At 60.9% G+C, this 23,341-nt stretch carries 25 protein-coding genes and 2 tRNA genes; 13 read left to right on the top strand and 14 right to left on the bottom strand.

Annotation, left to right across the window (positions count from 1 at the left end; translation table 11 throughout):
• Positions 1-44: 44 nt before the first annotated feature.
• Both BM267_RS01490 and BM267_RS01485 read left to right on the top strand, forming a co-directional pair.
• Complete coding sequence (locus BM267_RS01490; protein ID WP_074778277.1) at positions 45-761, top strand: response regulator; 717 nt, start codon at positions 45-47, stop codon at positions 759-761.
• Positions 758-2,353, top strand: a complete 1,596-nt coding sequence (locus BM267_RS01485) for an ATP-binding protein (RefSeq protein ID WP_074778279.1) — start codon at positions 758-760, stop codon at positions 2,351-2,353. The genes BM267_RS01490 and BM267_RS01485 overlap by 4 nt, the downstream gene beginning before the upstream one ends.
• A 9-nt stretch (positions 2,354-2,362) precedes the next feature.
• Here the strand turns inward: BM267_RS01485 and BM267_RS01480 are convergent, their stop codons facing one another.
• The 3 genes from BM267_RS01480 to BM267_RS01470 form a co-directional block, all read right to left on the bottom strand.
• Positions 2,363-2,986, bottom strand: a complete 624-nt coding sequence (locus tag BM267_RS01480) for a QsdR family transcriptional regulator (protein WP_083392397.1) — start codon at positions 2,984-2,986, stop codon at positions 2,363-2,365.
• A gap of 223 nt (positions 2,987-3,209) precedes the next feature.
• A complete protein-coding gene (locus BM267_RS01475) occupies positions 3,210-4,073 on the bottom strand; it encodes a poly(ethylene terephthalate) hydrolase family protein (protein WP_074778281.1) in 864 nt (287 codons plus the stop codon).
• A gap of 270 nt (positions 4,074-4,343) precedes the next feature.
• On the bottom strand, positions 4,344-5,267 hold the full coding sequence (locus BM267_RS01470) for a LysR family transcriptional regulator (RefSeq protein WP_036993456.1): 924 nt from the start codon (positions 5,265-5,267) through the stop codon (positions 4,344-4,346).
• 44 nt (positions 5,268-5,311) lie between these two features.
• Here BM267_RS01470 and BM267_RS16645 point away from each other — a divergent pair, with 44 nt between their 5' ends.
• Complete coding sequence (locus tag BM267_RS16645; protein WP_143063011.1) at positions 5,312-5,533, top strand: hypothetical protein; 222 nt, start codon at positions 5,312-5,314, stop codon at positions 5,531-5,533.
• 129 nt (positions 5,534-5,662) lie between these two features.
• Positions 5,663-6,742: a 23S rRNA (cytidine(2498)-2'-O)-methyltransferase RlmM gene (gene rlmM / locus BM267_RS01465; protein ID WP_074778283.1), complete on the top strand. Its 1,080-nt coding sequence runs from the start codon at positions 5,663-5,665 to the stop codon at positions 6,740-6,742.
• Positions 6,743-6,791: 49 nt separating this feature from the next.
• Here rlmM and BM267_RS01460 read toward each other — a convergent pair whose 3' ends face one another.
• Positions 6,792-7,076: an antibiotic biosynthesis monooxygenase family protein gene (locus tag BM267_RS01460; protein ID WP_074778285.1), complete on the bottom strand. Its 285-nt coding sequence runs from the start codon at positions 7,074-7,076 to the stop codon at positions 6,792-6,794.
• A 113-nt stretch (positions 7,077-7,189) separates the two neighbouring features.
• On the opposite strand from BM267_RS01460, the gene tusA reads away from it, so the two are divergent.
• Positions 7,190-7,423: a sulfurtransferase TusA gene (gene tusA, locus BM267_RS01455; protein ID WP_036993451.1), complete on the top strand. Its 234-nt coding sequence runs from the start codon at positions 7,190-7,192 to the stop codon at positions 7,421-7,423.
• 131 nt (positions 7,424-7,554) lie between these two features.
• Here the strand turns inward: tusA and BM267_RS01450 are convergent, their stop codons facing one another.
• Positions 7,555-8,958 (bottom strand): MATE family efflux transporter, encoded by a 1,404-nt coding sequence (locus BM267_RS01450; protein WP_074778748.1) that lies wholly within the window; start codon positions 8,956-8,958, stop codon positions 7,555-7,557.
• An 80-nt stretch (positions 8,959-9,038) separates the two neighbouring features.
• On the opposite strand from BM267_RS01450, the gene BM267_RS01445 reads away from it, so the two are divergent.
• Positions 9,039-9,575 carry an elongation factor P hydroxylase gene (locus BM267_RS01445; RefSeq protein ID WP_074778287.1) on the top strand — a complete coding sequence of 179 codons (537 nt, stop codon included), beginning with the start codon at positions 9,039-9,041 and terminating at the stop codon, positions 9,573-9,575.
• A gap of 68 nt (positions 9,576-9,643) precedes the next feature.
• Positions 9,644-10,801 (top strand): 4-phosphoerythronate dehydrogenase PdxB, encoded by a 1,158-nt coding sequence (pdxB, locus tag BM267_RS01440; protein ID WP_074778289.1) that lies wholly within the window; start codon positions 9,644-9,646, stop codon positions 10,799-10,801.
• 361 nt (positions 10,802-11,162) lie between these two features.
• Here the strand turns inward: pdxB and BM267_RS01435 are convergent, their stop codons facing one another.
• The 3 genes from BM267_RS01435 to BM267_RS01425 all read right to left on the bottom strand — a co-directional run bounded on the left by BM267_RS01435 (position 11,163) and on the right by BM267_RS01425 (position 14,100).
• Positions 11,163-11,348 carry a PA1571 family protein gene (locus tag BM267_RS01435; RefSeq protein ID WP_036993447.1) on the bottom strand — a complete coding sequence of 62 codons (186 nt, stop codon included), beginning with the start codon at positions 11,346-11,348 and terminating at the stop codon, positions 11,163-11,165.
• 338 nt (positions 11,349-11,686) lie between these two features.
• The gene (gene htpX / locus BM267_RS01430; protein WP_036993446.1) at positions 11,687-12,580 is read right to left on the bottom strand and encodes a protease HtpX; all 894 of its coding nucleotides are present in this window, start codon (positions 12,578-12,580) and stop codon (positions 11,687-11,689) included.
• A gap of 308 nt (positions 12,581-12,888) precedes the next feature.
• Positions 12,889-14,100 (bottom strand): pyridoxal phosphate-dependent aminotransferase, encoded by a 1,212-nt coding sequence (locus BM267_RS01425; RefSeq protein WP_036993444.1) that lies wholly within the window; start codon positions 14,098-14,100, stop codon positions 12,889-12,891.
• 117 nt (positions 14,101-14,217) lie between these two features.
• Between BM267_RS01425 and msrB the strand changes: the two genes are divergently transcribed.
• The gene (gene msrB / locus BM267_RS01420; protein ID WP_036993443.1) at positions 14,218-14,610 is read left to right on the top strand and encodes a peptide-methionine (R)-S-oxide reductase MsrB; all 393 of its coding nucleotides are present in this window, start codon (positions 14,218-14,220) and stop codon (positions 14,608-14,610) included.
• A gap of 125 nt (positions 14,611-14,735) precedes the next feature.
• On the opposite strand, the gene BM267_RS01415 is transcribed toward msrB, so the two are convergent.
• Complete coding sequence (locus BM267_RS01415) at positions 14,736-14,945, bottom strand: hypothetical protein (protein ID WP_143063012.1); 210 nt, start codon at positions 14,943-14,945, stop codon at positions 14,736-14,738.
• A gap of 63 nt (positions 14,946-15,008) precedes the next feature.
• Between BM267_RS01415 and BM267_RS01410 the strand changes: the two genes are divergently transcribed.
• On the top strand, positions 15,009-15,896 hold the full coding sequence (locus BM267_RS01410; protein WP_074778293.1) for an ATP-binding protein: 888 nt from the start codon (positions 15,009-15,011) through the stop codon (positions 15,894-15,896).
• 150 nt (positions 15,897-16,046) lie between these two features.
• Here BM267_RS01410 and BM267_RS01405 read toward each other — a convergent pair whose 3' ends face one another.
• Complete coding sequence (locus BM267_RS01405; protein ID WP_074778295.1) at positions 16,047-16,718, bottom strand: glutathione S-transferase family protein; 672 nt, start codon at positions 16,716-16,718, stop codon at positions 16,047-16,049.
• A gap of 26 nt (positions 16,719-16,744) precedes the next feature.
• Positions 16,745-17,512: a hypothetical protein gene (locus BM267_RS01400; protein ID WP_143063013.1), complete on the bottom strand. Its 768-nt coding sequence runs from the start codon at positions 17,510-17,512 to the stop codon at positions 16,745-16,747.
• 13 nt (positions 17,513-17,525) lie between these two features.
• Here BM267_RS01400 and BM267_RS16640 point away from each other — a divergent pair, with 13 nt between their 5' ends.
• The 3 genes from BM267_RS16640 to BM267_RS01390 all read left to right on the top strand — a co-directional run bounded on the left by BM267_RS16640 (position 17,526) and on the right by BM267_RS01390 (position 17,984).
• Positions 17,526-17,789, top strand: coding sequence for a hypothetical protein (locus tag BM267_RS16640; protein ID WP_136869732.1), 264 nt, complete (start codon positions 17,526-17,528; stop codon positions 17,787-17,789).
• 27 nt (positions 17,790-17,816) lie between these two features.
• Positions 17,817-17,892: transfer RNA gene (locus tag BM267_RS01395), tRNA-Glu, on the top strand.
• 16 nt (positions 17,893-17,908) lie between these two features.
• A tRNA-Gly gene (locus tag BM267_RS01390) sits at positions 17,909-17,984 on the top strand.
• A 140-nt stretch (positions 17,985-18,124) separates the two neighbouring features.
• On the opposite strand, the gene putP is transcribed toward BM267_RS01390, so the two are convergent.
• The gene (gene putP / locus BM267_RS01385; RefSeq protein ID WP_074778299.1) at positions 18,125-19,627 is read right to left on the bottom strand and encodes a sodium/proline symporter PutP; all 1,503 of its coding nucleotides are present in this window, start codon (positions 19,625-19,627) and stop codon (positions 18,125-18,127) included.
• A gap of 244 nt (positions 19,628-19,871) precedes the next feature.
• Here putP and BM267_RS01380 point away from each other — a divergent pair, with 244 nt between their 5' ends.
• Positions 19,872-20,801: a ZIP family metal transporter gene (locus tag BM267_RS01380; protein ID WP_036989477.1), complete on the top strand. Its 930-nt coding sequence runs from the start codon at positions 19,872-19,874 to the stop codon at positions 20,799-20,801.
• A gap of 345 nt (positions 20,802-21,146) precedes the next feature.
• Here the strand turns inward: BM267_RS01380 and BM267_RS01375 are convergent, their stop codons facing one another.
• Entirely contained in the window at positions 21,147-21,563 is a 417-nt protein-coding gene (locus BM267_RS01375; RefSeq protein ID WP_074778300.1) for a PA2817 family protein, read from the bottom strand.
• A 152-nt stretch (positions 21,564-21,715) separates the two neighbouring features.
• Positions 21,716-23,257 (bottom strand): nitric oxide reductase transcriptional regulator NorR, encoded by a 1,542-nt coding sequence (gene norR / locus BM267_RS01370; RefSeq protein WP_074778302.1) that lies wholly within the window; start codon positions 23,255-23,257, stop codon positions 21,716-21,718.
• Positions 23,258-23,341 lie beyond the last annotated feature (84 nt).

Raw genomic sequence — 23,341 nt, 5'->3', positions numbered from 1 at the left:
TACAATCTGCGTCTCCTTCCGGATGTAACCCAAGGGTAGTGGGAATGCACGCAGAGAAAGAACGTATTGTCATTGTCGAAGACGACATCAAGCTGGCAGCGCTGATCGGCGAATTTCTGCAGTCGCAGGGCTTGCAGGTCGAGTTGATCGAAGATGGCGCAGAGGCGGTCGAGCGTATTCTGGCCAACCCCCCGGCATTGGTGGTACTGGATCTGATGTTGCCGGGCGAAGATGGTCTGTCGATCTGCCGTCGCCTGCGAGAGGGCGGTTTCGCCCGCCCGATTCTGATGCTGACCGCGCGCAACGATGATCAGGATCATATCCAGGGTCTGGAGCAGGGCGCGGATGACTTCGTCAGCAAACCCGTGCGGCCCCAGGTGCTGCTCGCGCGTATCCGTGTGCTGCTGCGGCGGGCCGAAGCCGGCGCCCCGGCGGCCCCCTCGACGCGGCTCGCCTTCGGTGCCCTGGTGATCGACAACATTCGTCGTGAAGCCTGGCTGAACAATGAGTTGATCGATCTGACCGGCGCCGAATTCGATCTGCTTTGGTTGTTGGCCAGCAACGCCGGGCGCACTCTCAGTCGTGAAGAGACCTTCGTCGCCCTGCGCGGTATAGAGTATGACGGCCAGGACCGCTCCATCGACGTACGCATCTCGCGCATCCGGCCCAAAATCGGTGACGATCCTGATATGCCGCGACTGATCAAGACCGTACGCAGCAAGGGCTATCTGTTCGTCGCCCCTGAGCCGGATCTGCCGTGAACTCAATCTTCCTGCGCATCTACGGGGGGATGCTGTTGGTGTTGGTCACGGTATCGCTGGTCAGTCTGCTGAGTATTCAGCTGATCAACGGGGTGCGGGCCGGAGACTACCGCGAGCGTATCGCCAGCGGCACCTTTCGGATGATGGCGGACAATCTCCAGCCGATGGACACGTCCGAGCGCCAGCGCGTACTGAGTCTGTGGGAACGGCTAATGGGTGTGCCATTGCATATCGAGAACATCGAATCTTTGCGGCTGGACTCATCCAGTCGGACGAAACTGATTCGTGGCCGGGTCCTGGTGGAGCCCGCCGAGCCGGATGAGATACGGGTGCTGGCGCTGGTGGATATGGCCGATGAAGCCGTGTTGATGGCGGATATCCAGCGCATTTCCGAGCAGTTGGGCAGGGCAACGCTTTTTCTCATCGCCGACGAACTGGTACGCCGGCCGGAGGCAGACATGCCGGCCCGGCTGCAGGAGCTGCGCAGGGAGAAGGGCTTCGGTTACCCGTTGCAGCTTACCCGTCGACACGAGTCGGATCTGGATCCGGACCAGATCCGCCGCCTGGATGAAAGCGATACCGTGATGACCCTCGGGCCGGATGGCGATTCGGTGATGCTCTATCTGAAAATTCCCGATACACAGTGGATCCTGCACCTGGGGCCGCTGTACCAGATGCGCCCCTATCCACCAGAGCTGCTGATCATCATGGGGTTACTGGCGCTGACCCTGATCGGTCTGCTGATCTATCTGCTGGTACGTCAGCTGGAACAGCGGCTGATGACGCTGGAGTCCACTGCGGTGCGGATCAGTGGCGGCAATCTCGACGCGCGGGTCGAGATTCACAGCCAGGATTCGGTGGGGCGATTGGCCCGAGCCTTCAATGAAATGGCCGGCCATGTGCAGCGGTTGATGCGCATTCAGCGAGAAACCATCGGGGCGGTATCCCACGAGCTGCGCACGCCCGTGGCCCGTCTGCGCTTTGGTCTGGAAATGCTCGACGCCGCTGAAACCGCTGAAGACCGCAAGCGCTTCAGCGAAGGGATGGATGGGGACCTCAACGAACTGGACCGGCTGGTGGATGAGATCCTTACCTATGCGCGGCTGGAGCAAGGCGCGCCGGCCATCACCATGAAAGGCACCAATATTCCACGGATGGTCGAGCATGTCATCGCCGAGCTGGCGCCATTGGATGCCAGCATCGAGCTGGAGCATGTAGACAACACCTGGGGGCTGGGCCGGCATGTGGATGCCGAGCCGCGCTACATTCAGCGGGCGATTACCAATCTCACCGGCAACGCCATGCGTCATGCCGTCCGCAAGGTCAGGCTCACTACCCAGGTGCAGCATGGCATGTGTCGGATATCCATCGAGGACGACGGCCCGGGTATTCCCGAGGCCTACCGGGAGAAAGTCTTCACACCGTTCATGCGCATGGACCTGAGTCGCACACGTTCATCGGGGGGCTATGGGCTCGGCTTGTCGATTGTGCGCCGCGTCATGTTCTGGCATGGCGGCAGGGCACGAGCTGAAGCGTCGCAGACCCTCGGTGGGGCCTGCTTCGTCATCGAATGGCCGTTACGGCGCCGCTAGCGGCAGGCCCTATCGGGTATGGCCGTTGGCCAATAGGCGGAACGCCTGGGCGGCGCGCACCGGGTCAGGCGTGCGACCGCAGATCAGGTCACAGTAGATGGCCCCTTCACCAATGCGAATGATGTAATAGGCCAGGCTGTCGGCATCCATTTCCGGGTTAATCCGGCCGGCTTTGATTTCCTCTTCGAACAGCGCCTGCCATTCATCGATCAGCCGCTTCTGCAGACCGGAAAGGTTGGACGTCAACAGCTGCAAGCCCCATTGCGGCTCGGCAGCCAGGAAGTCATGCATCGGCTTGGCATTGATCAGTGCAATATTGACGTCGTTGTAGATCTGACCCAGGAAATCGATGCCTTTTTGCGGATGATCGACTTTGGCTTTCTCGATCGCCTGATCATAGATGCCCTTGTACAGCGACCAGAGAATCTCGCCCATCAGCAGGTCCTTGTTGCCGACCCAGCGCATGAGGGTGGCGCGGCCAACGCCCAGTTCCTCGGCCAGCAGCGACAGGTTCAGCCGGCGGCCTTCGAGCCACCAGCGGCGCGCCATGCGAAAGGCTGTCAATGGCGTAGCACGTTCATCGGACTTGCGTTGGGACAAAGCCAGGGACAGAGGTGTAGCGGGGGTGCTCATAAATATGCCTTGATATTGTACTTGCGATAATAATGGCTGGATGATACCAAGGATAAAAGTGTCCCGTCCATGGTAAAAACATCGAGGACTGGACAGTCACAGCCAAAATTAACCTGCGAGACAAATAGGCGACTAGCGAAGCAGCGGAACGGTTTGTGGCCAGCGGACATAAAAAAGGCCAGTCGCCCGCAAGCGACTGGCCTGATGCACCGCTCAAGTCAGATCAGTTGATGCCCTTGCGCTGCACATCCCAGCGAGTATCGCGGCACAGCCCGCAGTTGCTGCCATAGAAAGTACCTTCGGCGCTCTCGTCATCCATCAGGTGGTAACGCATCCAGGCGGTGGACGGGCCGCGATAATCGCCGCCATTGCCAACCGGCTCGAAATGGCTCGCCGAGCGTCGCTCACCCCAGAACACCGGCACGTTGGCCCGGTTGAATACCGGCCGCGCGTTGAGTGTCGGCGAAGCGATGGTATCGCCACCACCGGTCATCAGGAACATCGGGCCGTTCTGATTGCTCTGGGAAGAGCTGCGATGGCCGAGGCCGATGGTGTATGGCTGGAAGGGGGCGGTCACTGTCACGCGGCTATCCTGGCCTGCCATGATGCTGCCGCCACCCCCCTGGGAATGGCCGGCAGTGGCGACGCGATTGACATTCAGCTTGCCGGCGAAGGTGCCGGTGCTGCGGCCATTCTGTTCCACCAGATAATTCAGGCAGGCGATCATCTGTTCGCCGGACCCGGCATTGGAAGTACGTGCCGCCGCGACCACAAAGCCATGACTGGCCCAATGTTGCAGCAGCGAGCCGTAGGTACTGGGCGAGCTGCCGGTACCGTTACCCCACAGGATGATTGGATGCTGCAGACCATTCTCGCCCAGCGTACGCGGGCGGTAGACGGCGCAGGTGGTATTGACGTTGCTGTTGGTAACCGAAAAAGGACCGCTGGCCGCGAAGTCGGACACGCCGGGGAAGCCGGAGCCCGTACCTGGATCTGGGTCGGGATTGCCAGGGTTGATCGCCATGGCGCCGGCAGAGAGCAACATGCCCATAGCCAGACCGGTTAACTTGAATGCAGGTGCTTTCATGATGGGAGTCTCTTGTTGGTTTCTTATAGGGATAGCTGGACAGATATTGCTATCAGTCCGAGACAAACCCTAGACTCCGTTCATGAGGGCGACACTCGCCTATACGGGTGAAAATTGAGACAAGTTGATGTTGTTCTCGTTTTGGCAGTCAAGTGTCATAAGGATGTCAAAACGCCATGGCGAGACGGTCTTGAATACGATTGTGGCATTGAGTGAGGTCTCGGGTTGTCGCACATCAGCGCGGCGACAGCGGAGTTAGAGCCGGGCGGCTTACCCCACCGTCTTGGCTGTCACCCCCTCCAGCGTCGCAAAGGAAATGTCCTTCGCTGTCAGCAGGAAATCCTGCAGGTACGACATATCCAGCATGTCTTCGCGTACCGCCGCATACAGCGTACCGAACAATCCATCGCGCCCTAATGGGCGAGCGCTGACGTAGCCGCGTTGCAGATATTCCGTAATCGCCCAGCTCGGCAGGCAGCACACGCCACGGCCCGAGGCGACCAACTGCATCATCATGATTGTCAGTTCTGCATTGCGCACATCCGCCGGTTCGACGCCGGCAGGTTCCAGAAACTGGGTGAAGATATCCAGCCGGTTACGTTCCACCGGGTAGCAGATCAGCGTCTCGCCAGCCAGGTCCTGGGGTTCTATGTGATTGCGCTCGGTCAGCCGGTGTTGATTGCCGATGGCCAACATCGCCTCATAGGTGAACAGCGGCACATAACTGAGCCCCGGGATATCCTGCGGATCGGACGTCACCACCAGGTCCAGCTCCCCGCGGGCCAGTGCTGGCAGCGGCGCGAAGAAGAATCCGGAGGCGAAATCCACTTCCACCTCCGGCCAGGCATTGCGGAACTGATCAATGGTCGGCATCAGCCATTGGAAGCAGCTGTGGCATTCGATTGCCATGTGCAACCGGCCCGCCTGGCCGCCGGACAACCGCTGCAGGTCCCGTTCCGCCTGCCGTACCTGAGGCAATACATTGTCGCCCAGACGCAGCAGGCGCAGGCCGGCAGTCGTGAAGCGGATTGGCTTGGTCTTGCGCACGAACAGGCTGGTACCCAGGCGCTGCTCCAGATCCTTCAGTTGATGGGACAGCGCCGACTGCGTCAGGTGCAGCCGTTCCGAAGCTTCGACCAGACTGCCGGCTTCGCGGAGTGTCAGCAGCGTACGCAAATGGCGCAGTTCGAGCATGAGTCCATCCTTCCTCATGAGTGAAATCGAAGTTTAGCATTAACATGATGAGTTTGATTCATTATTTGTCGGCAGTGACCATAGGCGCCATTCACGAAACAAGCTTGGGATGGAAATGGCGTTGGCTCACAACCTTGCGCTGCGTGAAGCCGCCGTTGATCATTGGCGACATCCACTCGCCACGGGTGCCGCAGGTGGCAGAGATGCTGCGCCTGCTGCGCAAGGCTGCGAAGCTTTTCCATCAGCCGGCGCCTCCTGTCTGCTGACAGGCTTTTCGCGGGCCAGCCCGCTCCCTCTGGTACCGGCTCGTAGCTGACCATTGACCTGTATTGCCGCTGGCACCACACCCCCCGGCGGCGTTACAGTAGCGCCCGTTCTCACCTTTGGGGTTTGTCATGCAGGAATTGTTGTTGCACTGTCGTCCGGGTTTTGAAAGCGAAGTCGCCGCCGAAATGCAGGAGCTGTCGGCGCAGAAGGGCATCGCTGGCTATCCCATCACCCGCGACGGCGCTGCCGTGGTGCGTTTTGTCTGCCCCGAAGACGGTGATGCCGGCCGGTTGATGCGCAAGCTTGATTTCCGCCAGTTGATCTTCGTTCGCCAATGGGCGGTAGGTACCTGGCTCGACGTTCCGGCTGACGACCGCATCTCGCCGATTATCAGCGCCTGCGCCAAAGGCCCCATCGCATCCAGCATGTGGCTGGAAACCGCCGACACCAACGACGGCAAGGCGCTCGCCGCATTGACCAAAAAGCTCGGTCGCCCCCTGGAAACAGCACTGACCAAGACCCGTTTCGTGCGCCCGGCAAAAACCGATGCGCCGCGACTGCACGTATTCTTTGAGAGCGGCGAGCGGCTCTTCGTCGGCTGGTCCTGGGCCGGCAATGCCGCACCCTGGCCGATGGGCATCCCACGGCTCAAGGTGCCGCGCGACGCACCCAGTCGCTCGACGCTGAAGCTTGAAGAAGCCTGGCACCACTTCATCCCTCGGGATGAATGGGATAAGCGCCTGGCGCCAGGCATGACCGCCGTCGACCTGGGCGCCGCACCTGGCGGCTGGACCTGGCAACTGGTCAATCGCCACATGAAGGTCACCGCCGTGGATAACGGCCCCATGGCAAAAAGCCTGATGGACAGCGGCCAGGTCGAACATGTGGAAGCCGACGGTTACATGTTCAAGCCGAAAAAGCCGGTGCAATGGCTGGTCTGCGACATCGTCGACAAACCCGCCCGCAGCAGCGCCATGCTCTCCCGCTGGCTGACCCGTGGCTGGTGCCGTGAAGCTATCGTCAACTTCAAGCTGCCGATGAAGCAACGCTACCGGGAAGTCATGCAATGCCTGGAGCACGTGCAGGATGCGCTGGACGAAGCCAACATCCGCGCCCATATCGCCTGCAAGCAGCTGTATACCGACCGGGAAGAAGTGACCTGCCACGTGCGGATACTGCATGCGGCGAGCTACAAGGTGGAGCAGTAAGCTACTGGTTTTCGGGGTGTAACACCCCGAAAAACTCTCCCGCCGCAAACTATAGCGGCTCCAGCAAAGTGATCTTTTCCTCCTCCACCAATATCGGGGCGAAGGCCGTCAGGCATTCCCGGCGCTCCGGTGATTGCTCCCAGCGTTCCCACGAACGGATATTTTGCCAGGTCACTATCACGAAGCGGTGATTGGGATGTTGCAGGTCGGTGAACGATTCCCCGAACAGGTATCCCGGCGACTGAATGGCCTGCTGCAGGATGCCGCGGGCCGCAGCTTCGTAAGGCTCTTCGAGCCCTTCGGCAATGATGCGTTCGATCAACACCTTGATCATGGTCACTCCTTCTTGATGATGGATACCGTCAGTGTTGACCGGGACGTCGCGACTGGCAAGTGGCCGGTGTTTTGCGGATAATCCAGCATTACGTTTCAGAGCTGTGTATTGCCATGTCAACCGAACCTACCCAACTCGACACCCGCGGGCTCATGTGCCCGGAGCCGGTCATGCTGCTGCACAATGCGGTGCGTGATATAGCTGCCGGTGAATGCCTGGAAGTCCTCGCCACCGACCCCTCGACACAACGGGATATTCCGCGATTCTGCAGTTTTCTGGGGCATGAGCTGATGGAGCAGGGAGAGCGGGGCGGGGAGTTCTGGTATCTGATCCGCAAGGGCGCCTAGCCAGGGTTCACGTGTAGGAGCGGGCTTGCCCGCGCAGGGCCTGGCAGAAGAGCTTCGCGGCCAAGGCCGCTCCTGCAAAAAAGATTCGCGCAATGACTCTGGAGAAGGTGGAGGTTGCTCGACCTCCAGCCTCACTCCACCAAGTGACTCCGATCCTGCGGAAACCGCCGCTTGCGTCGCCCGCCAATAACCGCCAGCCGCAGCGATAGAAACAGCGCCGCTGCACTCAATCCGATGATCAATCCCTGCCAGAACCCTGCCGGCCCTCGTGCCGGGCCGTAGAGATCGGTCAAGCCGAGGATATAACCGCTGGGCAGGCCGATCAGCCAGTAGGCGACCAGGGTCAACAACATGGGAATACGGGTGTCCTGATAACCGCGCAGCGCCCCGGCGCAGGCGACCTGCACCGAATCGGAAAACTGGTACAGCGCCGCATAGAACAGCAGAGCGGTCGAAAGCGCCAGCACCTCGGGGTCATTGGTATACAGGCGAGGCAGCAGGTCATCCAGCAGGTAGAAGCTTGACGCTGCCAGGAAGGCAAACAGCAGCGCCACGGTGATCCCCACCTTGGCCGCGAACAGACCCGCCCGGGCGCCATCCATGCCCAGGCTGTGACCCACCCGCACGGTGATGGCCAACCCCAGGCTGAAGGGCACCATGAACACGATCGAGCTGAGGTTGAGCGCCACCTGGTGACTGGCCACAACTACCGCGCCCAGGCTGCCGATCAGCAGGGCGATCAGGGCAAACATGCTGGTTTCGGAAAACAGCGATATGCCGATTGGCAGACCCAGCCCCAGCAGGTGCCGCTGCACCGCCCAGCGTGGCCATTCGAAGCGCTCGAACAGCCGGCAGGCGTCATAGATTTTCGACCGCTTCAGATAGATCAACATGCAGCCGAGCATGAACCACATCACCAACGTGGTGGCGACGCCACAACCGACGCCGCCCATGGCGGGAAAGCCCAGCTTGCCGTAAACCAGCACATAATTGGCTGGCACGTTGAGCGCCAGCCCGAGAAAGCCGATCACCATGGTCGGCTTGGTGCGTGACAGGCCGTCGCTCAAGCCGCGTAGCGCCTGGTACATGCCTATCGCGGGAAAGCCCAGAGCCACTGCCCTGATGTAATCCACTGATTTGGGAATCAACTCTTCCTGTACACCGGCCCAGTACAGCAACGACTCAACCGAAAACAGCGCCACAGCGCAAAGCACCCCGAGACACAGCCCAAGCCAGACCGCCTGACGCACCAGCGGGCCGGTTTCCTCGGGGCGGCCGGCCCCATTGCTGGCAGCCACCTTCGAGGTGATGATCATCAGCACACCGGTCAGAAACAGCAGCGTCGGCACCCAGAAGGAATTCCCCAGGGCGACGGCCGCCAGGTCGACCGCGCTCACCCGGCCGGCCATGGCCGTATCGACGAAGCCCAGCAGGGTGTGCGACATCTGCGCCGCGATGATAGGCAGCGCGAGCCAGATCAGCGCACGCAATTCTGTTACACTGCGGCGCCCGCGGGAAGGGAGGTTTTGGGTCATCTGATCATCAGCCTGATGCAGCGGCATCGGAGAAAAAAGCAGACCATCCTATCAATTTGCCGAATATTGTCCATCATTCAATGAATTACGATTGTCAGGATCTGATCCGCCTGTTCGCAGACTGTTTCGCCGTTGATTTCAATACTCGGCTGGTCGGTGGCGCGTCCGAACCGGTGTACCTGCCGGCCGATGCCGACGAGCCCATGCACCGGATCATCTTCACCCGGGATTATTACCGCAGCGCCTTGCACGAGATCGCCCACTGGTGCGTCGCGGGTGCGGCTCGTCGTCAGCAGGTGGACTTCGGCTATTGGTACGCTCCCGATGGCCGCAGCGGGGATCAGCAGAGCGCCTTCGAGCAGGTTGAAGTCAAGCCCCAGGCACTGGAGTGGTTGTTCTGTGCGGCGGCCGGGCATGGGTTCCGGGTCAGTCTGGACAACCTCAGCGGCGACGCAACCGATCCGACCCCCTTCAAGAGGCGCGTGGTCGAGCACGTCCATTCTTACCTGAACGATGGTATTCCTGAGCGCCCGGCACGGTTCATCGATGCGCTGCTGATGCATTACCGCCCCCAGGCGACGCTGCAACTCAGCGATTTCAATCTCGACTGCCTGTAAGCGGCCCCGCTGGACAGGGCCCGTAACCACTCCGACAATGAAGTCATTGCTCATCACGGACCCGCATCATGCACATAGTCGCTGACGAAAATATTCCCCTGCTCGATGAATTTCTCGCTGGCTTCGGCCGCCTGACCCGCTTGCCGGGGCGCCTGATCGATCACACCTCGGTGAAGGACGCCGATGTATTGCTGGTGCGCTCGGTGACCAAGGTCAGCGCCGCCATGCTGGTTGGCACCCCGGTGCGCTTTGTCGGCACCTGCACCATCGGCACCGACCATCTCGACCTGCCGGGCCTGGCTGCAGCCGGTGTCGAGGTTGCCAGCGCCCCCGGCTGCAATGCACGGGGCGTCGTCGAGTATGTGCTGAGCTGTCTGCTGACACTATCCGAGCGCAGTGCCAGTGCCTGGCAGGACAAGACGGTGGGGATTGTCGGCGTGGGTGAGGTGGGCTCGCGTCTGGCCTGCACACTGCAGGCGCTCGGCATCAAGACCTTGCTCTGCGATCCGCCACGGGCCGAGCAGGACGCTGACGGCATGATTACGCTGGATGAGTTGATCAGCCGCTGCGATGTCATCAGCTGTCACGTTCCCCTGACCAGCGATGGCCCCCACGCTACCCACCACCTGCTCAACGAGCAACGTCTGGCGGCCCTGCGCCCTGGCGCCTGGTTGATCAACAGTAGCCGCGGGCCGGTGATCGACAATACCGCCCTGAACACAGTACTGGCGCAGCGCCCGGATCTATTGGTCGCGCTGGATGTGTGGGAAACCGAACCCCTGGTCGACCCGCAACTGGCTGCCCGCTGCGTCCTGGCGACGCCGCACATCGCCGGCTACAGCCTCGATGGCAAGCTGCGCGGCACTGCGCAGATCTACCAGGCGTTGTGCCGCTTTCTTGATATCCCTGCGACGCTGGCGCTGGAGCAACTGGCGCCGCGTACCGGCGCGGGAACCTGGATCATGGAACCGGGCCCCCCGGCTGACTGGCTGCTGAGCAAAGCCCTGCGGCAGGTATACGACGTACGGGACGATGACGCCCGCCTGCGCGCCATGGTCGCGGCTGCCGAATCAGAACAGGCCAGTCGGGAAGGGTTCGATCGATTGCGCAAGGACTACCCCTTGCGCCGGGAATGCAACCTGCTGCGGATCAGCACCGCCACGTCCGAACCTCAAGTAGCCCGGCGCCTGCTGGCCGCGGGGTTTGTGTCGGATGATGAGAGCTGAAGAGTCTGCCGGATTGGCCTCTTCCCGGAATCATGTCGCTGGATGAGCTGCTGGATTCCTGGGAACGTCGAGCACCAGCTCGATGAGCGGACTAGCCGGCTTCCATAGTGTGATGTTTGGTTTGGCCGGGATGTCTGCCTGCACCGCCGTTGGTCGAGCTGGTGCTCGACCCTCCCAGGGAACACCGGCTTGCTTCTCCTGGGAACGTCGAGCACCAGCTCGATGAGCGGAGTCAACAGACAGCCATGGAAGGTGACCGCGGAACACCGCGATCAACCTTCCATGGCGCGATGTTTGTTTTGGTGGGGGATGTATTGCCTGCGTCGCTGCTGGTCGAGCTGGTGCTCGACCGTCCCAGGTGTTAGCGATTGGCCGCGCGCGGCGCAACCCACTGCTGGTCAAGCTCTTCACAGGCCTGTTGGATCATGCGTTCGGTAATGGCAATCTCCCGGCCATGTTCATCCACCAGAAAGCCCCGTGCCTGCAGAGACGGGCGGGGCAGAAATTCGGTGAGAGAACGCTGTTTCTGCTGTACCTGTAGACTCATGATCTTCTCCAAACCAGTTCTAATCGGGTAATGCCGGCAACTCTGCGATGCCTGACATAACGAAGGATAGACCAAGGTTGTGACCACGGGATGACAGAATATTTCCTGGGGGAAGGAGCAAAAGTGGGGGGAGAAGCTTGCGAAAGGGGGGAGTTGGGAGCCCGCCGGTGTAGCGCAGGTGCGCTACACCCCGAAAAACAACCCCTTGCACAGGTGCGTCGAGCGCTGGTTTCGGGGCTCGACGACAAGGGTTCGGGAGACTGTAAGCCTTCAGGTGTAGCGCCCGATTGCGGGCCTGGGCGCTACACTCGACAAGCGAGCCCGATACCTATCTGCGGTTAGCGATAATTCCCGGCGCGCAGCGCGGCGATACGCTGTTCCAGCGGCGGGTGGGTCATCAGCAGGCCGGCGAGGCCATTCTTGAGGTTGCCGTTGATGCCGAAGGCGGTCATTTCGCCGGGCATCTCCACCGGAATACCCTGTTCAGCGCGCAGACGTTCCAGGGCGGCGATCATGTTGCCGCTACCGGTCAGCTGCGCTGCGGCGGCATCCGCACGGAATTCACGCTGGCGCGAGAACCACATCACGATGATGCTGGCTAGAATACCCAGCACCAGCTCAGCCACGATGGTCGAGATGAAATAACCGATCCCCGGACCTGAACCCTCGTTGCGGAACACCGCCCGGTCAACGAAGTTGCCGATGATGCGTGCAAAGAACATCACGAAGGTGTTTACCACGCCCTGGATCAGGGTCAAGGTCACCATGTCGCCGTTGGCCACGTGACCGATCTCGTGTGCCATGACCGCACGAATCTCGTTGGGGCTGAAGCGCTGCAGCATTCCCTCGGATACCGCAACCAGCGAAGCGTTCTTGTTCCAACCGGTAGCAAAGGCGTTGGACGCCCGCGACGGGAAGATACCCACCTCCGGCATGCCGATATTGGCGTCGCGCGCCAGTTCAGCAACGGTATCCACCAGCCACTGCTCCTGGCGGGTCTGCGGTTGGGTGATGACCCGGGTGCCGGTACCGCGCTTGGCCATCCATTTGGACAGGAACAGGGAGATAAAGGAACCGGCAAAACCGAATACCGCACAGAAGATCAACAGCGATGTCAGGTTCATCCCGCCCTGACCGTCATGCACGCTACCGACACCCAGCAAGCTCAAGGTGACGCTGGCAACCATCAGAATGGCAAGGTTGGTTGCCAGGAAAAGCACAATACGCATCATTTAAGTGAAACTCCTAAGGCTAATAGCTAGGCGTATATTTGGGGTTGGCCGGTTGGGATTCAATCGGCAGTCTGTATCAAAGCGTGTCGGGGTAGGGCGTTGAGCGCGAGCGAGTGGGTCGGCTGATAGAAAAGCTTCGCATCAAGGCCGCTACCACAAGAAACGAGTCCGAGCTCTTGGGCAGCGCTTCATGGCGAGCAAGCCGGCACTGTCCTGTAGGAGCGGGCTTGCCCGCGAATGGACCTGGCAGAAGAGCTTCGGGCCAAGAGCCGCTCCTACGGAAAAGCGGCTCCCACAACCTGACCCCGTTACTGCCGATACCCGTGCAGGAAGTTGGCGATCCGGCCAATCGCCATTTCCAGATCATCCTTGCGGGGCAGGGAGACGATGCGGAAGTGGTCCGGCCAGGGCCAGTTGAAGGCGGTGCCCTGAACCACAAGAATCTTCTCCTGCAGCAGTAGATCCAGCACCATCTTCTCGTCGTTGTGGATCGGATATACCTTCGGATCCAGCTTCGGGAACAGGTAGAGCGCGCCCTTGGGCTTGGTGCAGCTCACTCCGGGGATATCATTGAGCAGTTCCCAGGCGGTATCACGCTGCTCTAGCAGGCGGCCACCAGGCAGGATCAGGTCATTGATGCTCTGATAGCCCCCCAACGCCGTCTGAATGGCGTGCTGCGATGGGACGTTGGCACACAGGCGCATGGACGACAGAATCTCCAGGCCTTCGATGTAGCTTGCAGCCTTCTGCTTCGGTCCGCTGATGATCATCCAGCCGGAACGGAAACCCGCCACCCGGTAGGACTTGGACAGACCATTGAACGTCAGGCACAGCAGATCCGGAGCGATAGCGGCGAAGGAATCGTGCTCGGCACCGTCGTACAGGATCTTGTCGTAGATCTCGTCCGCAAGAACTAGCAGCTTGTGTTCGCGGGCCACCTCGGCCAGTTGCTCCAGCACTTCGCGCGGGTATACCGAACCGGTAGGGTTGTTCGGGTTGATCAGCACCATCGCCTTGGTGTTGGGGGTGATCTTGCTGCGGATATCCTCGATATCCGGGTACCACTCCGATTGCTCATCGCACAGATAATGCACCGGCTTGCCACCCGACAGGCTGACAGCCGCGGTCCACAGCGGATAATCCGGGGCGGGAATCAGCACTTCGTCGCCATTGTTCAGCAGCGCCTGCATGGCCATCACGATCAGCTCGGACACACCGTTGCCCAGGTAGATATCCTCGATGCCGACACCCTGGATGTTCTTCGTCTGGCAGTAATGCATCACCGCCTTACGCGCCGAGAACAGCCCCTTCGAGTCGCTGTAGCCCTGTGCCGTGGGCAGGTTGAGAATCACGTCCTGGAGGATTTCCTCGGGCGCTTCGAAACCGAAGGGCGCCGGGTTGCCGATGTTCAGCTTGAGAATCCGGTGACCTTCCTCTTCGAGGCGTTTGGCATGGCGCAGGACGGGCCCGCGAATGTCGTAGCAGACATTGGCCAATTTGTTGGACTTGCTAACCTGCATGATACTTACCTGTAAATCATCGGGTGGTGAGGGGCTTTGATCGCAAAAGCAAAGCGAGCATCATACGACTGCGGTTCCGGCGAAGAAAGCCCGAACACACAATCTTGCGGAGGAAATATGGACAAAGTAATCAAGTCGGATGACGCCTGGCGCGACCAACTGGACGACGCCCAGTATCAGGTATGCCGACTCAAGGGTACCGAACGGCCATTTTCCGGCGAGTATCACCTCAAGGGTGAACCTGGTCAGTACCACTGCGTATGCTGCGATGCACCGCTGTTCGATACCGACACCCAGTTCGATGCCGGCTGTGGCTGGCCCAGCTACTACGCGCCGGTGAACGACGATGCCATCACCACCTCCGAGGACTACAGTCACGGCATGCACCGCACCGAAGTGCTCTGTGCCCGCTGCGACGCCCACCTCGGCCACGTCTTCCCCGACGGCCCACCCCCGACCGGGCTGCGGTATTGCATCAACTCGGTGTGTTTGCGACTGGAGCCGAGATAGAGTGGTGCTCTGATTTGGTCGGCGGTGTTTACCCGCACCGCCGTTGGTCGAGCTGGTGCTCGACCCTCCCAGGGAACACCGGCTTGCTTCTCCTGGGAACGTCGAGCACCAGCTCGATGAGCGGACTAGCCAGCTTTCATAGGCGATGTTTGGTCAGGCTGGGATGTCTGCCTGCGCCGCCATTGGTCGAGCTGGTGCTCGACCCTCCCAGGGAACACCGGTTTGTTTTTCCTGGGAACGTCGAGCACCAGCTCGATGAAGGAGCCATCATCAGCCCAACGAAGCTGATCATCTGGCTCGACCTTCCATAACCATTGCTCAACCAGTTGACCCACCAACAATTTTCCTCTTCCATAGCAAACACATTGCCGCACCCATTCACCTGCCAGGAAATCACCATGTCCGATATCTCCACCGCCGACTTCATGCAGCGGGTCGTCGCCTTTCTTGATCGCTATGAGCGGAACCTGCCTCCTGTGCCGCCGGTCATCGACTGGAGCCAGACGCCAGCGGCGCGGTGGGTGGGGCAGGGCGACGGGGGGTGGCTCAAGCCGTTGGAGGTTACCGCGGGGCATGGGTTGGGTGATTTGGTGGGCGTTGATCGGCAGAAAGCCTTGCTTGAGGCTAACACCGAACAATTCGTCAAAGGTCTGCCCGCCAATAACGCCTTGCTGTGGGGCGCTCGCGGTACGGGCAAGTCCTCTCTGGTGCGAGCGCTGCTGGCAGCCTGGTCGGATCAGGGGCTGCGGCTGATCGAGATCGACAAGGGCGACCTGGTTCACCTGCCAGCGCTCGTGACCCAGATCGCTGACCAGCCTTGGCGCTTTCTGCTGTTCTGCGATGACCTGGCTTTCGAGGCGGATGACAGTGCCTACAAGACCTTGAAAACCGTGCTGGACGGCTCCGTTGAGGCGACGCCGGACAATCTGCTGCTCTACGCCACCTCCAACCGCCGGCATTTGCTGCCCGAACAGCGCAGCGACAACCTTGGCGCCAGTATGGTCGATGGCGAACTGCACCCTGGCGAGGCGATTGAAGAGAAGATCGCACTATCGGACCGCTTCGGGGTATGGGTGTCGTTCTATCCGTTCAGCCAGGAGCATTATCTCGAAGTGGTACGGCACTGGCTGACGGCGATGGCGGCGGAGCACGGGTTGGAGTGGGAGTGGGGCGAACAGCTGCAGAAAGAAGCCATTCGCTGGGCCCAGGCACGGGGTAACCGCAACGGCCGGTGTGCGTGGCAATTTGCGCGGTCTTGGGTAGGGCGGGAACTGCTGAAGAAGTAGTGCCGGAGCGTGGTTATCGGGTTGTCGTACCCCGGTCCGCGCTCGGGCTCGACGACGGGGTTTGAGGTAGCGGCGAGGCCGCAGGCGTAGCGCCCGATTGCGGGCCAAGGTGCTACACCCCGAACCGCGCGCTACACCGGGAAGGGCCTTTTACGTCGCGGAGACGCTTGCGCCATTCACCATGCCCACGATCCGGTGCTCCGCCGGCAACAGGCTGCTCACGCTGGTGCGGGAGGTGACGCGGCTCAGCAGGGAGGACAGGGCCGGCCAGGTTTCTTCGTCGATCAGCTCGCCGGCATGGGCCAGGTTTATGAGTTGGCTGCACACGGCAATGTCCGCCATGCTGAACTGGTCGCCGAGGAAGTAATGCTGGTTGCCCAGCTGCGTTTCCAGGTAATCGAGCAGCGGTGGCAGATCCTGCTTCACAGCTTGCTGCACCGCTTCTTCATCGCAGGCTTTGCCCATCAGCCGATGAACCACGCGGTTGAAAAACGTCTTGAAGGTCGCCGGGCCGGCGAGCTCATAGTCTGCGTACTTTTCCAGCCAGCGCACCCGCGCCGCTTCCGCCGGGGTTCTGCCATACAGGCGGATACCATCGCGGGTTTCCTGCAGGTACTGGGCAATCACACTGGAGTCGGCCAGACTCAAATCGCCGTCCTTGATCGCCGGAATGCGTCCCAGCGGGCTTATCTCGTAATACCAGTCGGGCTGCATGAAGGGCGTCTGGTTGACCAGTTCATGCTCAATGTTCTGCTCAGCGAGCTGAATGCGGATCTTGCGAACGAAGGGCGAAAGAATCGCCCCGTAGAGGATCAGGGACATGGGGGTACATTCCGTCAGGGGTTAACTCAGTCATCGTACAGAGCTTTTTTCTTCCAGGCCTGATCGTCTTCTTCCAGGGCCTGTATACCGGCGCTTAACTCATTTGTACTGGGGTCAGCGCCCCGCTCTTGTTGCAAGGCAGCCTGTTCAGCATTGAGCAGCAATTGCCGAAACACCGCCAGCTGGCCCTTATCGGCCTGCTGGTGCTTGTTCAGGAAGTCGATTGCCCGTTCATATTGCAACTTGGCGACCCGGGGCTTGCCGGACTGCAGGGCGCTATTGGCGACCGCCTGGTACATCGTCAGGGTGGTTTGCAGCAGATATTGGTTCAACACCTGGCTCCAGCGTTGGAAGCCCGGATTGTCCAGCACACCGTCCTGCCGCGACTGGTCCAGCAAGCGGAGCAGGTCACTCAGCAGTTGCTTGGTCCGTTGCGCGATCACCTCATCGGTGATCACCACTGGCGCATTGTTGATACGCGGCTCGCCCTTGTCGAGCTGCTGGCGTATTTCCTTCAACTGCTCAGCATGGGCGGTGTGTTTATTATCCAGCCGGATCAATCGTTCCAGCAGCGACGCTTCAATATGCAACAGCAGCGTTTTGAGCTCCGCGGTCATGAACTGGCCCGGTATCTCTGCGGCGAGCGCTGCGCAGTGCTTCCAGCGTGCCTGCAGCTCGGATTGCTTGCGGGCGCGCTCCAGGCGCGCTCGCTCCACCGCCTGATTGATGAAGCCGATACAGATAAGTATCGCCAAGCCGCCAATGACGAGGGCAGCGATGAGCATAGGGGACAAGGGAAAGCTCTCCATGGGCACGAGCTGTCGTTATGCCATATCCATCATTTCAATACAATCAGCTGGAGCGACAGGTGGGCTTGCGCTGGATGATTATTGTGACCAGACTCTCATCACAGCTGTAGGCCACGGTTTTCGCGGGGAGAATCAAAAACCTGAAAAAAACCTGAAAAAAGATTGGCTTGGGGGGTTGACGGACCCTGGGGCCATGCCTAAAATGCGCGCCACTTGCAGCGAACAACGCAACGCGGAAGACGCAGCAAGTAGCCAAGGTTGATACCTCGGCACTGTGAAGTCCGGATACGTCCCCTTCGTCTAGTGGCCTAGGACACCGCCCTTTCACGGCGGTAACAGGGGTTCGAGTCCCCTAGGGGACGCCATTACGGCGTCAGATTTGCGGGAATAGCTCAGTTGGTAGAGCACGACCTTGCCAAGGTCGGGGTCGCGAGTTCGAGTCTCGTTTCCCGCTCCAATATAGATCTGCAGGCATCCATTGGAGTCTGCAGATTGGTGAAAAAAGGGCCGAAAGGCCCTTTTTTCATGTCTGCGATTCGGGTCTGAACACCCCCGTCCTATCCGGCCAACGCGATGATGCCATTGGGGCGCGCCCGGTCATTGGTACGATTCCATCTTGCTGAACTCTGATTGGATCTGTTCGTTCGCCCGGCGCCTGGTCAGCAGAGACGTGACGACGGCTACCGCAGCGCAGGCCAGGAAGCCCGGCACGATCTCATACATCAGCGCCTGCAGGCTGGCAATATTGCCCCAGATACCCACCACCACGGCACCGGCAACCATCCCGGCCAGCGCGCCCATCGCGGTGAGCTTGCGCCAGAACAGCGACAGCAGGATGATCGGGCCGAATGCCGCGCCGAATCCCGCCCAGGCAAAGGCGACCAGCCCAAGAATGTTGGAGCGTGGGTCAATGGCCAGCAGGGCGGCGATCACCGCTACGACCAGTACGCCCAGACGGCCCAGCAATACCTGCTGCGAGACCGACAGTTCCTTGCCGAAAATCTTGTACAGATCCTCGACCAGCGCTGAAGAGCAGACGAGCAGCTGCGAAGAGACGGTGGACATGATCGCGGCCAGCACGGCAGCCAGTACCAGGCCGGCGATGAGCGGGTGGAACAGAATCTGTGACAGCAGCAGGAAGACGGTTTCCGGGTTATCCAGTGTCTGTCCGCTGGCGTGAAAATAGCCGACGCCGATCAGGCCGGTAAATACCGCGCCGGTGGCGACCAGGATCATCCAGCCAATACCGATGCGGCGACCGGCCTTGGCGTCAGCCGATGAACGCAGGGCCATGAAGCGCACGATGACGTGCGGCTGGCCGAAGTAGCCAAGCCCCCAGGACGCGGCCGAGATGATCGCCAGCAGGCTGCCGCCGAACAGCAAGGAGGTGCGATGTAGTTCGTCATCCGGGTTGGCCAGGTTATGGGCTGCATCTGCGGCATTGATCGCGGCAATGGTCTCGCTCACGCCGCCCATGCTGAAAACGGTGATCAGAGGAACGACAATCAGCGCGGCCAGCATCAGCAACCCCTGTGCAACGTCGGTCAGGGAGGCGCCCAGAAAGCCCCCGAACAGGGTATAGGTCAAGGTGATGCCGGCCACCAGGAGCATGCCGAACAGGTAGTGCGCGTCGAAGGATGCCTCGAAGAACACCCCGCCGGCGACCATGCCGGAGGATACATAGAAGGTGAAGAACACCAGGATGATGAGGCCCGAAGTGATTCGCAGCAGGCGGGTGCCGTCCTTGAAGCGGCTCTCCAGAAAGCTCGGCAGAGTGATCGAATTGCTGGACACCTCCGTATAGGAGCGCAGTCGCGGTGCCACGAAACGCCAGTTCAAGTAGGCGCCGATGGTCAGGCCGATGGCGATCCAGGCTTCCACCAGGCCGGTGGTATAAATGGCGCCCGGCAGCCCCATCAACAACCAGCCGGACATATCCGATGCGCCAGCAGAAAGGGCCGCGACGCTCGGTGGGAGCCTGCGGCCGGCCAGCATGTAGTCATCCAGGCTGGAGGTCTGGAAATAGGCGTAGTAACCGATACCCAGCATCCCCAGGAAATACAGGCTGATGGCGATTAACTGAAAGGTCTGGTCTGTCATGCAAATGCCCTCTGCTCTGGGATGCTGTCCATTACCTCGGTACCGTTTCCTACCCCCGCAGCGGAAGGATCAGCGCAACGGTCTAAATCGTTAGAGCACAATATAGTTGAGTGTGGCAGAGGCTGCCCGGAAACCTCCCTATCCCGATATATTTTCTCAATGATCCGCTTGCACTGAATCAACGGTGCGCGGGATTGTCACCTGATAGACTTCGGACAACCAAGACCATCGGCAAGCAGCGATCATGGAAAAAACCGTCTCATTGGCAGCAGAGCTGCGCAGCGCCTGGATTGACCAGGCCCAACGCAGTCCCTATATCTCCTTCGGCCTTGCCGGGGCGGTATTGGTCATTCTCGCGCTGATTATTGCCAGCGTCGTCAGCGCGGTGAGTGGCGGCAACACCATCAACCTGCGTCACGCATTGCTGGGTGGTACGGCAGGTTTCTTGGCGACGTCGCTGGGCGCCTTCCTGGGCCTTTCCATGAAGGCCATTTCCGTACGGCGACAAGACAGCATGCTCGGCTTTGCCGCGGGCATGATGCTCGCCGCCGCCGCGTTCTCGCTGATCCTGCCGGGGATCGCTGCAGCGGAGGATATTCTCGGCAACAGCATGGCTGCCGCCGCGACCGTGGCGATCGGGCTGGGGCTGGGTGTGGTGCTGATGCTGGGGCTCGATTACTTCACCCCGCATCACCATGAAATAAGCGGCCACCATGGCCCTGCATTCGATCGCATCAGCCGCGTCTGGCTGTTCGTCCTGGCGATCACCCTGCATAACATCCCCGAAGGCATGGCGATTGGCGTCGGCTTTGCCGCAGGGGATATGCCGGTAGGCCTGTCCATCGCATCGGCCATCGCCATCCAGGATATACCCGAAGGCCTGGCCGTCGCTCTGGCACTGCGCACGACGGGTCTGTCAGCCATGCGCTCGGCCCTGGTTGCCGCGGCGACTGGTCTGATGGAGCCGCTGGGTGCGTTGATCGGCATCGGCATGTCCAGTGCCTTCGCCGTCGCCTATCCCGTCAGCATGGGTCTCGCCGCCGGCGCAATGATCTTCGTCGTCTCCCACGAAGTCATCCCCGAAACCCACCGCAACGGCCACCAGACATCGGCGACTATCGGGTTGATGGTGGGCTTTGGGGTGATGATGTTTCTGGATACGGCGCTGGGGTGAGAGGGCGGGGCATCAAGCGGGCGCGCTGGTCGAGCTGGTGCTCGACCGTCCCAGGGACTGCGTCGGGCGTCTCTCCTGGGAGAGTTGAGCATTAGCTCGATGGGCAGTTGGAGTTTCGGGTTGGTGCGTTGGTCGAGCTGGTGCTCGACCGTCCCAGGGGACTGTGCGTTGGGCCCGTCTCTCCTGGAGCGTTGAGCAGCAGCTCGATGGGCAGTTGGAGTTTCGGGTTGGTGCGCTGGTCGAGCTGGTGCTCGACCGTCCCAGGAAGTGGGCGCTGGCTTTGTCTTTCCTGGGAGCGTCGAGCACCAGCTCGATGAGCATTATTTCAGGCAGCGCTCCGCGGATTCAGGAATTACGCAGATGCTCGCTCATCAGCAACAGCCGCGCCTGCTCCCAATCAAACTCTTCTCCGCGGGCCTCGGCCTGTGCCTGGTGTTCATCCAGCAGTTGATACTGGGCGATCTCCTCATCAGGCATGTAGTGCAGGCAGTCGCCACCGAAGTACCACAGCAGATCCCGCGGGATCATGTGGGCGACCTGGGGGTAGCGGGTGATGATCTGGCAGATGATCTCCTGGCCAGCGTACAGCGCGTCCTGATCACCTGACTGCAGCTGCGTCACCATCTCCTCGAAGCGCTCCAGGAACAGCACGTTGCTTTCCTCAGGCACCTGGGCCATCAGCACGGACTGCGCCCGCAGCGTGTCGAACAGGCTCATCAGCAGGGCGAGGTGGTAGCGGTGATAGGGCAGATTGGTATTCATGACGGGCTCCGGGTGATGAGGGGCGAGAGTCTAGCAGATGGGGGTGGGTGGGAGAACCGGTGGAGGTGTGAGTGCGCTGCGAGGCTGGCTGGCGTAGCGCCCGATTGCGGAGCAGGGCGCTACACCCCGGAACCCGTGCGCATGCTGGGAGATCAGATCCCCAGCCGCCTCACCAACCTGGAGAAATTGCCCCGATCCACACCCAGCTCCCGGGCGGCGCGGCTTTGGTTGTTCTGGTGTTTTTCCAGCACCTGGCGGATGAGCTGCACCTGAAAGTGCTCAGTGGCGTCGCGCAGGCTCTGGGCGAGCGGCAGAGTCGTATTTACCGTGGCGGCAAGCGTCTGTTGGGGTATGTCCGACTGCGGGCCGCCGAGTGCCAGCAACTCGGCGCTGATGGTCAGCAGTCGCCGATTACCATCCTGGCCGGCCTGGGCCTTGAGCACGGCGCGGCTGATCAGGTGTTCCAGCTCACGCACATTCCCGGGCCAGCTGTAAGCCAGCAACGCCTCGCGGGCGCTGGCATCCAGGCGCAGGCCGCGCAAGCCGATGCGGCGGCGGTTCTGTTCGAGAAAGTGCCCCGCCAGCAATAGCACATCCTTTTGCCGTTCCCGCAGACTCGGTACGGCAATGGGATACACCCCCAGGCGATGATAGAGATCTGCCCGAAAGCGCCCCTCGGCCACTTCGCGGTGCAGGTCCCGGTTGCTGGCGGCAATGATGCGCACATCCACCTGGTGATGACTGTCGCTACCCACCCGCTGTACTTCGCCGCTCTGCAGGGCGCGCAGCAGTTTGGGTTGCACCGTCAGCGGCAACTCGCCCACCTCGTCCAGAAACAGGGTGCCGCCATGGGCCAGTTCGAACTTGCCGACCCGGCTCTGCACCGCCCCGGAAAACGCCCCGCGGGTGTGGCCGAAAAGCTCGCTCTCCACCAGGTTTTCCGGCAGCGCGGCGCAGTTGAGATAGATCAGCGGCGCCCGGGCGCGGTTGGACAGACCGTGCACCTGCCGGGCCACCAGCTCTTTGCCAACTCCGGTTTCGCCGGTGATCAGCACTGCCAGGTCCGAGTGGGCGACCATCTCGATTTCCCGCTGCAACTGCTGCATGGCCCGGCTGCTGCCGATCAGTTGTTGCTGCCCATCGGCGACCAGCGCCTGGGTCATGGCCTGGTGATGCTCGGTGCGGCTCTGCAGTTGATTGGTCAGCTCGGCCACCCGAATTACCGCCTCGCTCAGGCGCGCCAGATAGCGCAGCTCCGCCGGATCGATCTGATCGAAAGCATTGGCATTCAGCGCATCCAGCGTCAGCACGCCCCAGGGCACACCCTGCAGATACAGCGCGATACCCAGACAATCATGCACATGCAGGTCACCCTCCACCGCATGCAGCAGTCCGTCATAGGGATCGGGCAACGGCGAGTCGGCGGCAAAACGCACGGGCTCATGGCTGAGCAAGATCCTGGCCAGGCGCGGGTGATCATCGGTCACGAAATGCCGGCCAAGGGTATCGGTGCTCAGACCATCTACCGCCAGCGGGATCAGCTCGGTGCCGCGCAACTGCAACAACGCAGCGGCATCGCAGGGTAACACCTGGCGGATGGTCGCCAGCAACTGCTGGAAGCGTTGGCTGGGCGCCATATCACGGGCCAGATCGCTGATCACGCTCAGCGGTGGGGAGGTTTGGTGTGCTGTCATATATACAACTCGGTTGTGCTTAATACAGCGAAAGGAATGTTGTTATTTATACACATACCGCGCTGAAGTCCAACCCTGGCGCCA

The organism is Halopseudomonas bauzanensis, from assembly GCF_900114735.1.
Taxonomy (GTDB): domain Bacteria; phylum Pseudomonadota; class Gammaproteobacteria; order Pseudomonadales; family Pseudomonadaceae; genus Halopseudomonas; species Halopseudomonas bauzanensis.
Note: the sequence above shows the minus strand (reverse complement) of the source record. Positions and strands in the feature narration are given on the sequence as shown.

What these genes read in the sequence shown, in the direction of transcription:
- BM267_RS01490 (WP_074778277.1), top strand. Translation starts at nt 45, where the DNA reads ATGCACGCAGAGAAAGAACGTATTGTCATTGTCGAAGACGACATCAAG.
- BM267_RS01480 (WP_083392397.1), bottom strand. Translation starts at nt 2,986, where the DNA reads ATGAGCACCCCCGCTACACCTCTGTCCCTGGCTTTGTCCCAACGCAAG.
- BM267_RS01475 (WP_074778281.1), bottom strand. Translation starts at nt 4,073, where the DNA reads ATGAAAGCACCTGCATTCAAGTTAACCGGTCTGGCTATGGGCATGTTG.
- BM267_RS01470 (WP_036993456.1), bottom strand. Translation starts at nt 5,267, where the DNA reads ATGCTCGAACTGCGCCATTTGCGTACGCTGCTGACACTCCGCGAAGCC.
- BM267_RS16645 (WP_143063011.1), top strand. Translation starts at nt 5,312, where the DNA reads ATGATGAGTTTGATTCATTATTTGTCGGCAGTGACCATAGGCGCCATT.
- rlmM (WP_074778283.1), top strand. Translation starts at nt 5,663, where the DNA reads ATGCAGGAATTGTTGTTGCACTGTCGTCCGGGTTTTGAAAGCGAAGTC.
- BM267_RS01460 (WP_074778285.1), bottom strand. Translation starts at nt 7,076, where the DNA reads ATGATCAAGGTGTTGATCGAACGCATCATTGCCGAAGGGCTCGAAGAG.
- tusA (WP_036993451.1), top strand. Translation starts at nt 7,190, where the DNA reads ATGTCAACCGAACCTACCCAACTCGACACCCGCGGGCTCATGTGCCCG.
- BM267_RS01450 (WP_074778748.1), bottom strand. Translation starts at nt 8,958, where the DNA reads ATGACCCAAAACCTCCCTTCCCGCGGGCGCCGCAGTGTAACAGAATTG.
- BM267_RS01445 (WP_074778287.1), top strand. Translation starts at nt 9,039, where the DNA reads ATGAATTACGATTGTCAGGATCTGATCCGCCTGTTCGCAGACTGTTTC.
- pdxB (WP_074778289.1), top strand. Translation starts at nt 9,644, where the DNA reads ATGCACATAGTCGCTGACGAAAATATTCCCCTGCTCGATGAATTTCTC.
- BM267_RS01435 (WP_036993447.1), bottom strand. Translation starts at nt 11,348, where the DNA reads ATGAGTCTACAGGTACAGCAGAAACAGCGTTCTCTCACCGAATTTCTG.
- htpX (WP_036993446.1), bottom strand. Translation starts at nt 12,580, where the DNA reads ATGATGCGTATTGTGCTTTTCCTGGCAACCAACCTTGCCATTCTGATG.
- BM267_RS01425 (WP_036993444.1), bottom strand. Translation starts at nt 14,100, where the DNA reads ATGCAGGTTAGCAAGTCCAACAAATTGGCCAATGTCTGCTACGACATT.
- msrB (WP_036993443.1), top strand. Translation starts at nt 14,218, where the DNA reads ATGGACAAAGTAATCAAGTCGGATGACGCCTGGCGCGACCAACTGGAC.
- BM267_RS01410 (WP_074778293.1), top strand. Translation starts at nt 15,009, where the DNA reads ATGTCCGATATCTCCACCGCCGACTTCATGCAGCGGGTCGTCGCCTTT.
- BM267_RS01405 (WP_074778295.1), bottom strand. Translation starts at nt 16,718, where the DNA reads ATGTCCCTGATCCTCTACGGGGCGATTCTTTCGCCCTTCGTTCGCAAG.
- BM267_RS16640 (WP_136869732.1), top strand. Translation starts at nt 17,526, where the DNA reads ATGGGCACGAGCTGTCGTTATGCCATATCCATCATTTCAATACAATCA.
- putP (WP_074778299.1), bottom strand. Translation starts at nt 19,627, where the DNA reads ATGACAGACCAGACCTTTCAGTTAATCGCCATCAGCCTGTATTTCCTG.
- BM267_RS01380 (WP_036989477.1), top strand. Translation starts at nt 19,872, where the DNA reads ATGGAAAAAACCGTCTCATTGGCAGCAGAGCTGCGCAGCGCCTGGATT.
- BM267_RS01375 (WP_074778300.1), bottom strand. Translation starts at nt 21,563, where the DNA reads ATGAATACCAATCTGCCCTATCACCGCTACCACCTCGCCCTGCTGATG.
- norR (WP_074778302.1), bottom strand. Translation starts at nt 23,257, where the DNA reads ATGACAGCACACCAAACCTCCCCACCGCTGAGCGTGATCAGCGATCTG.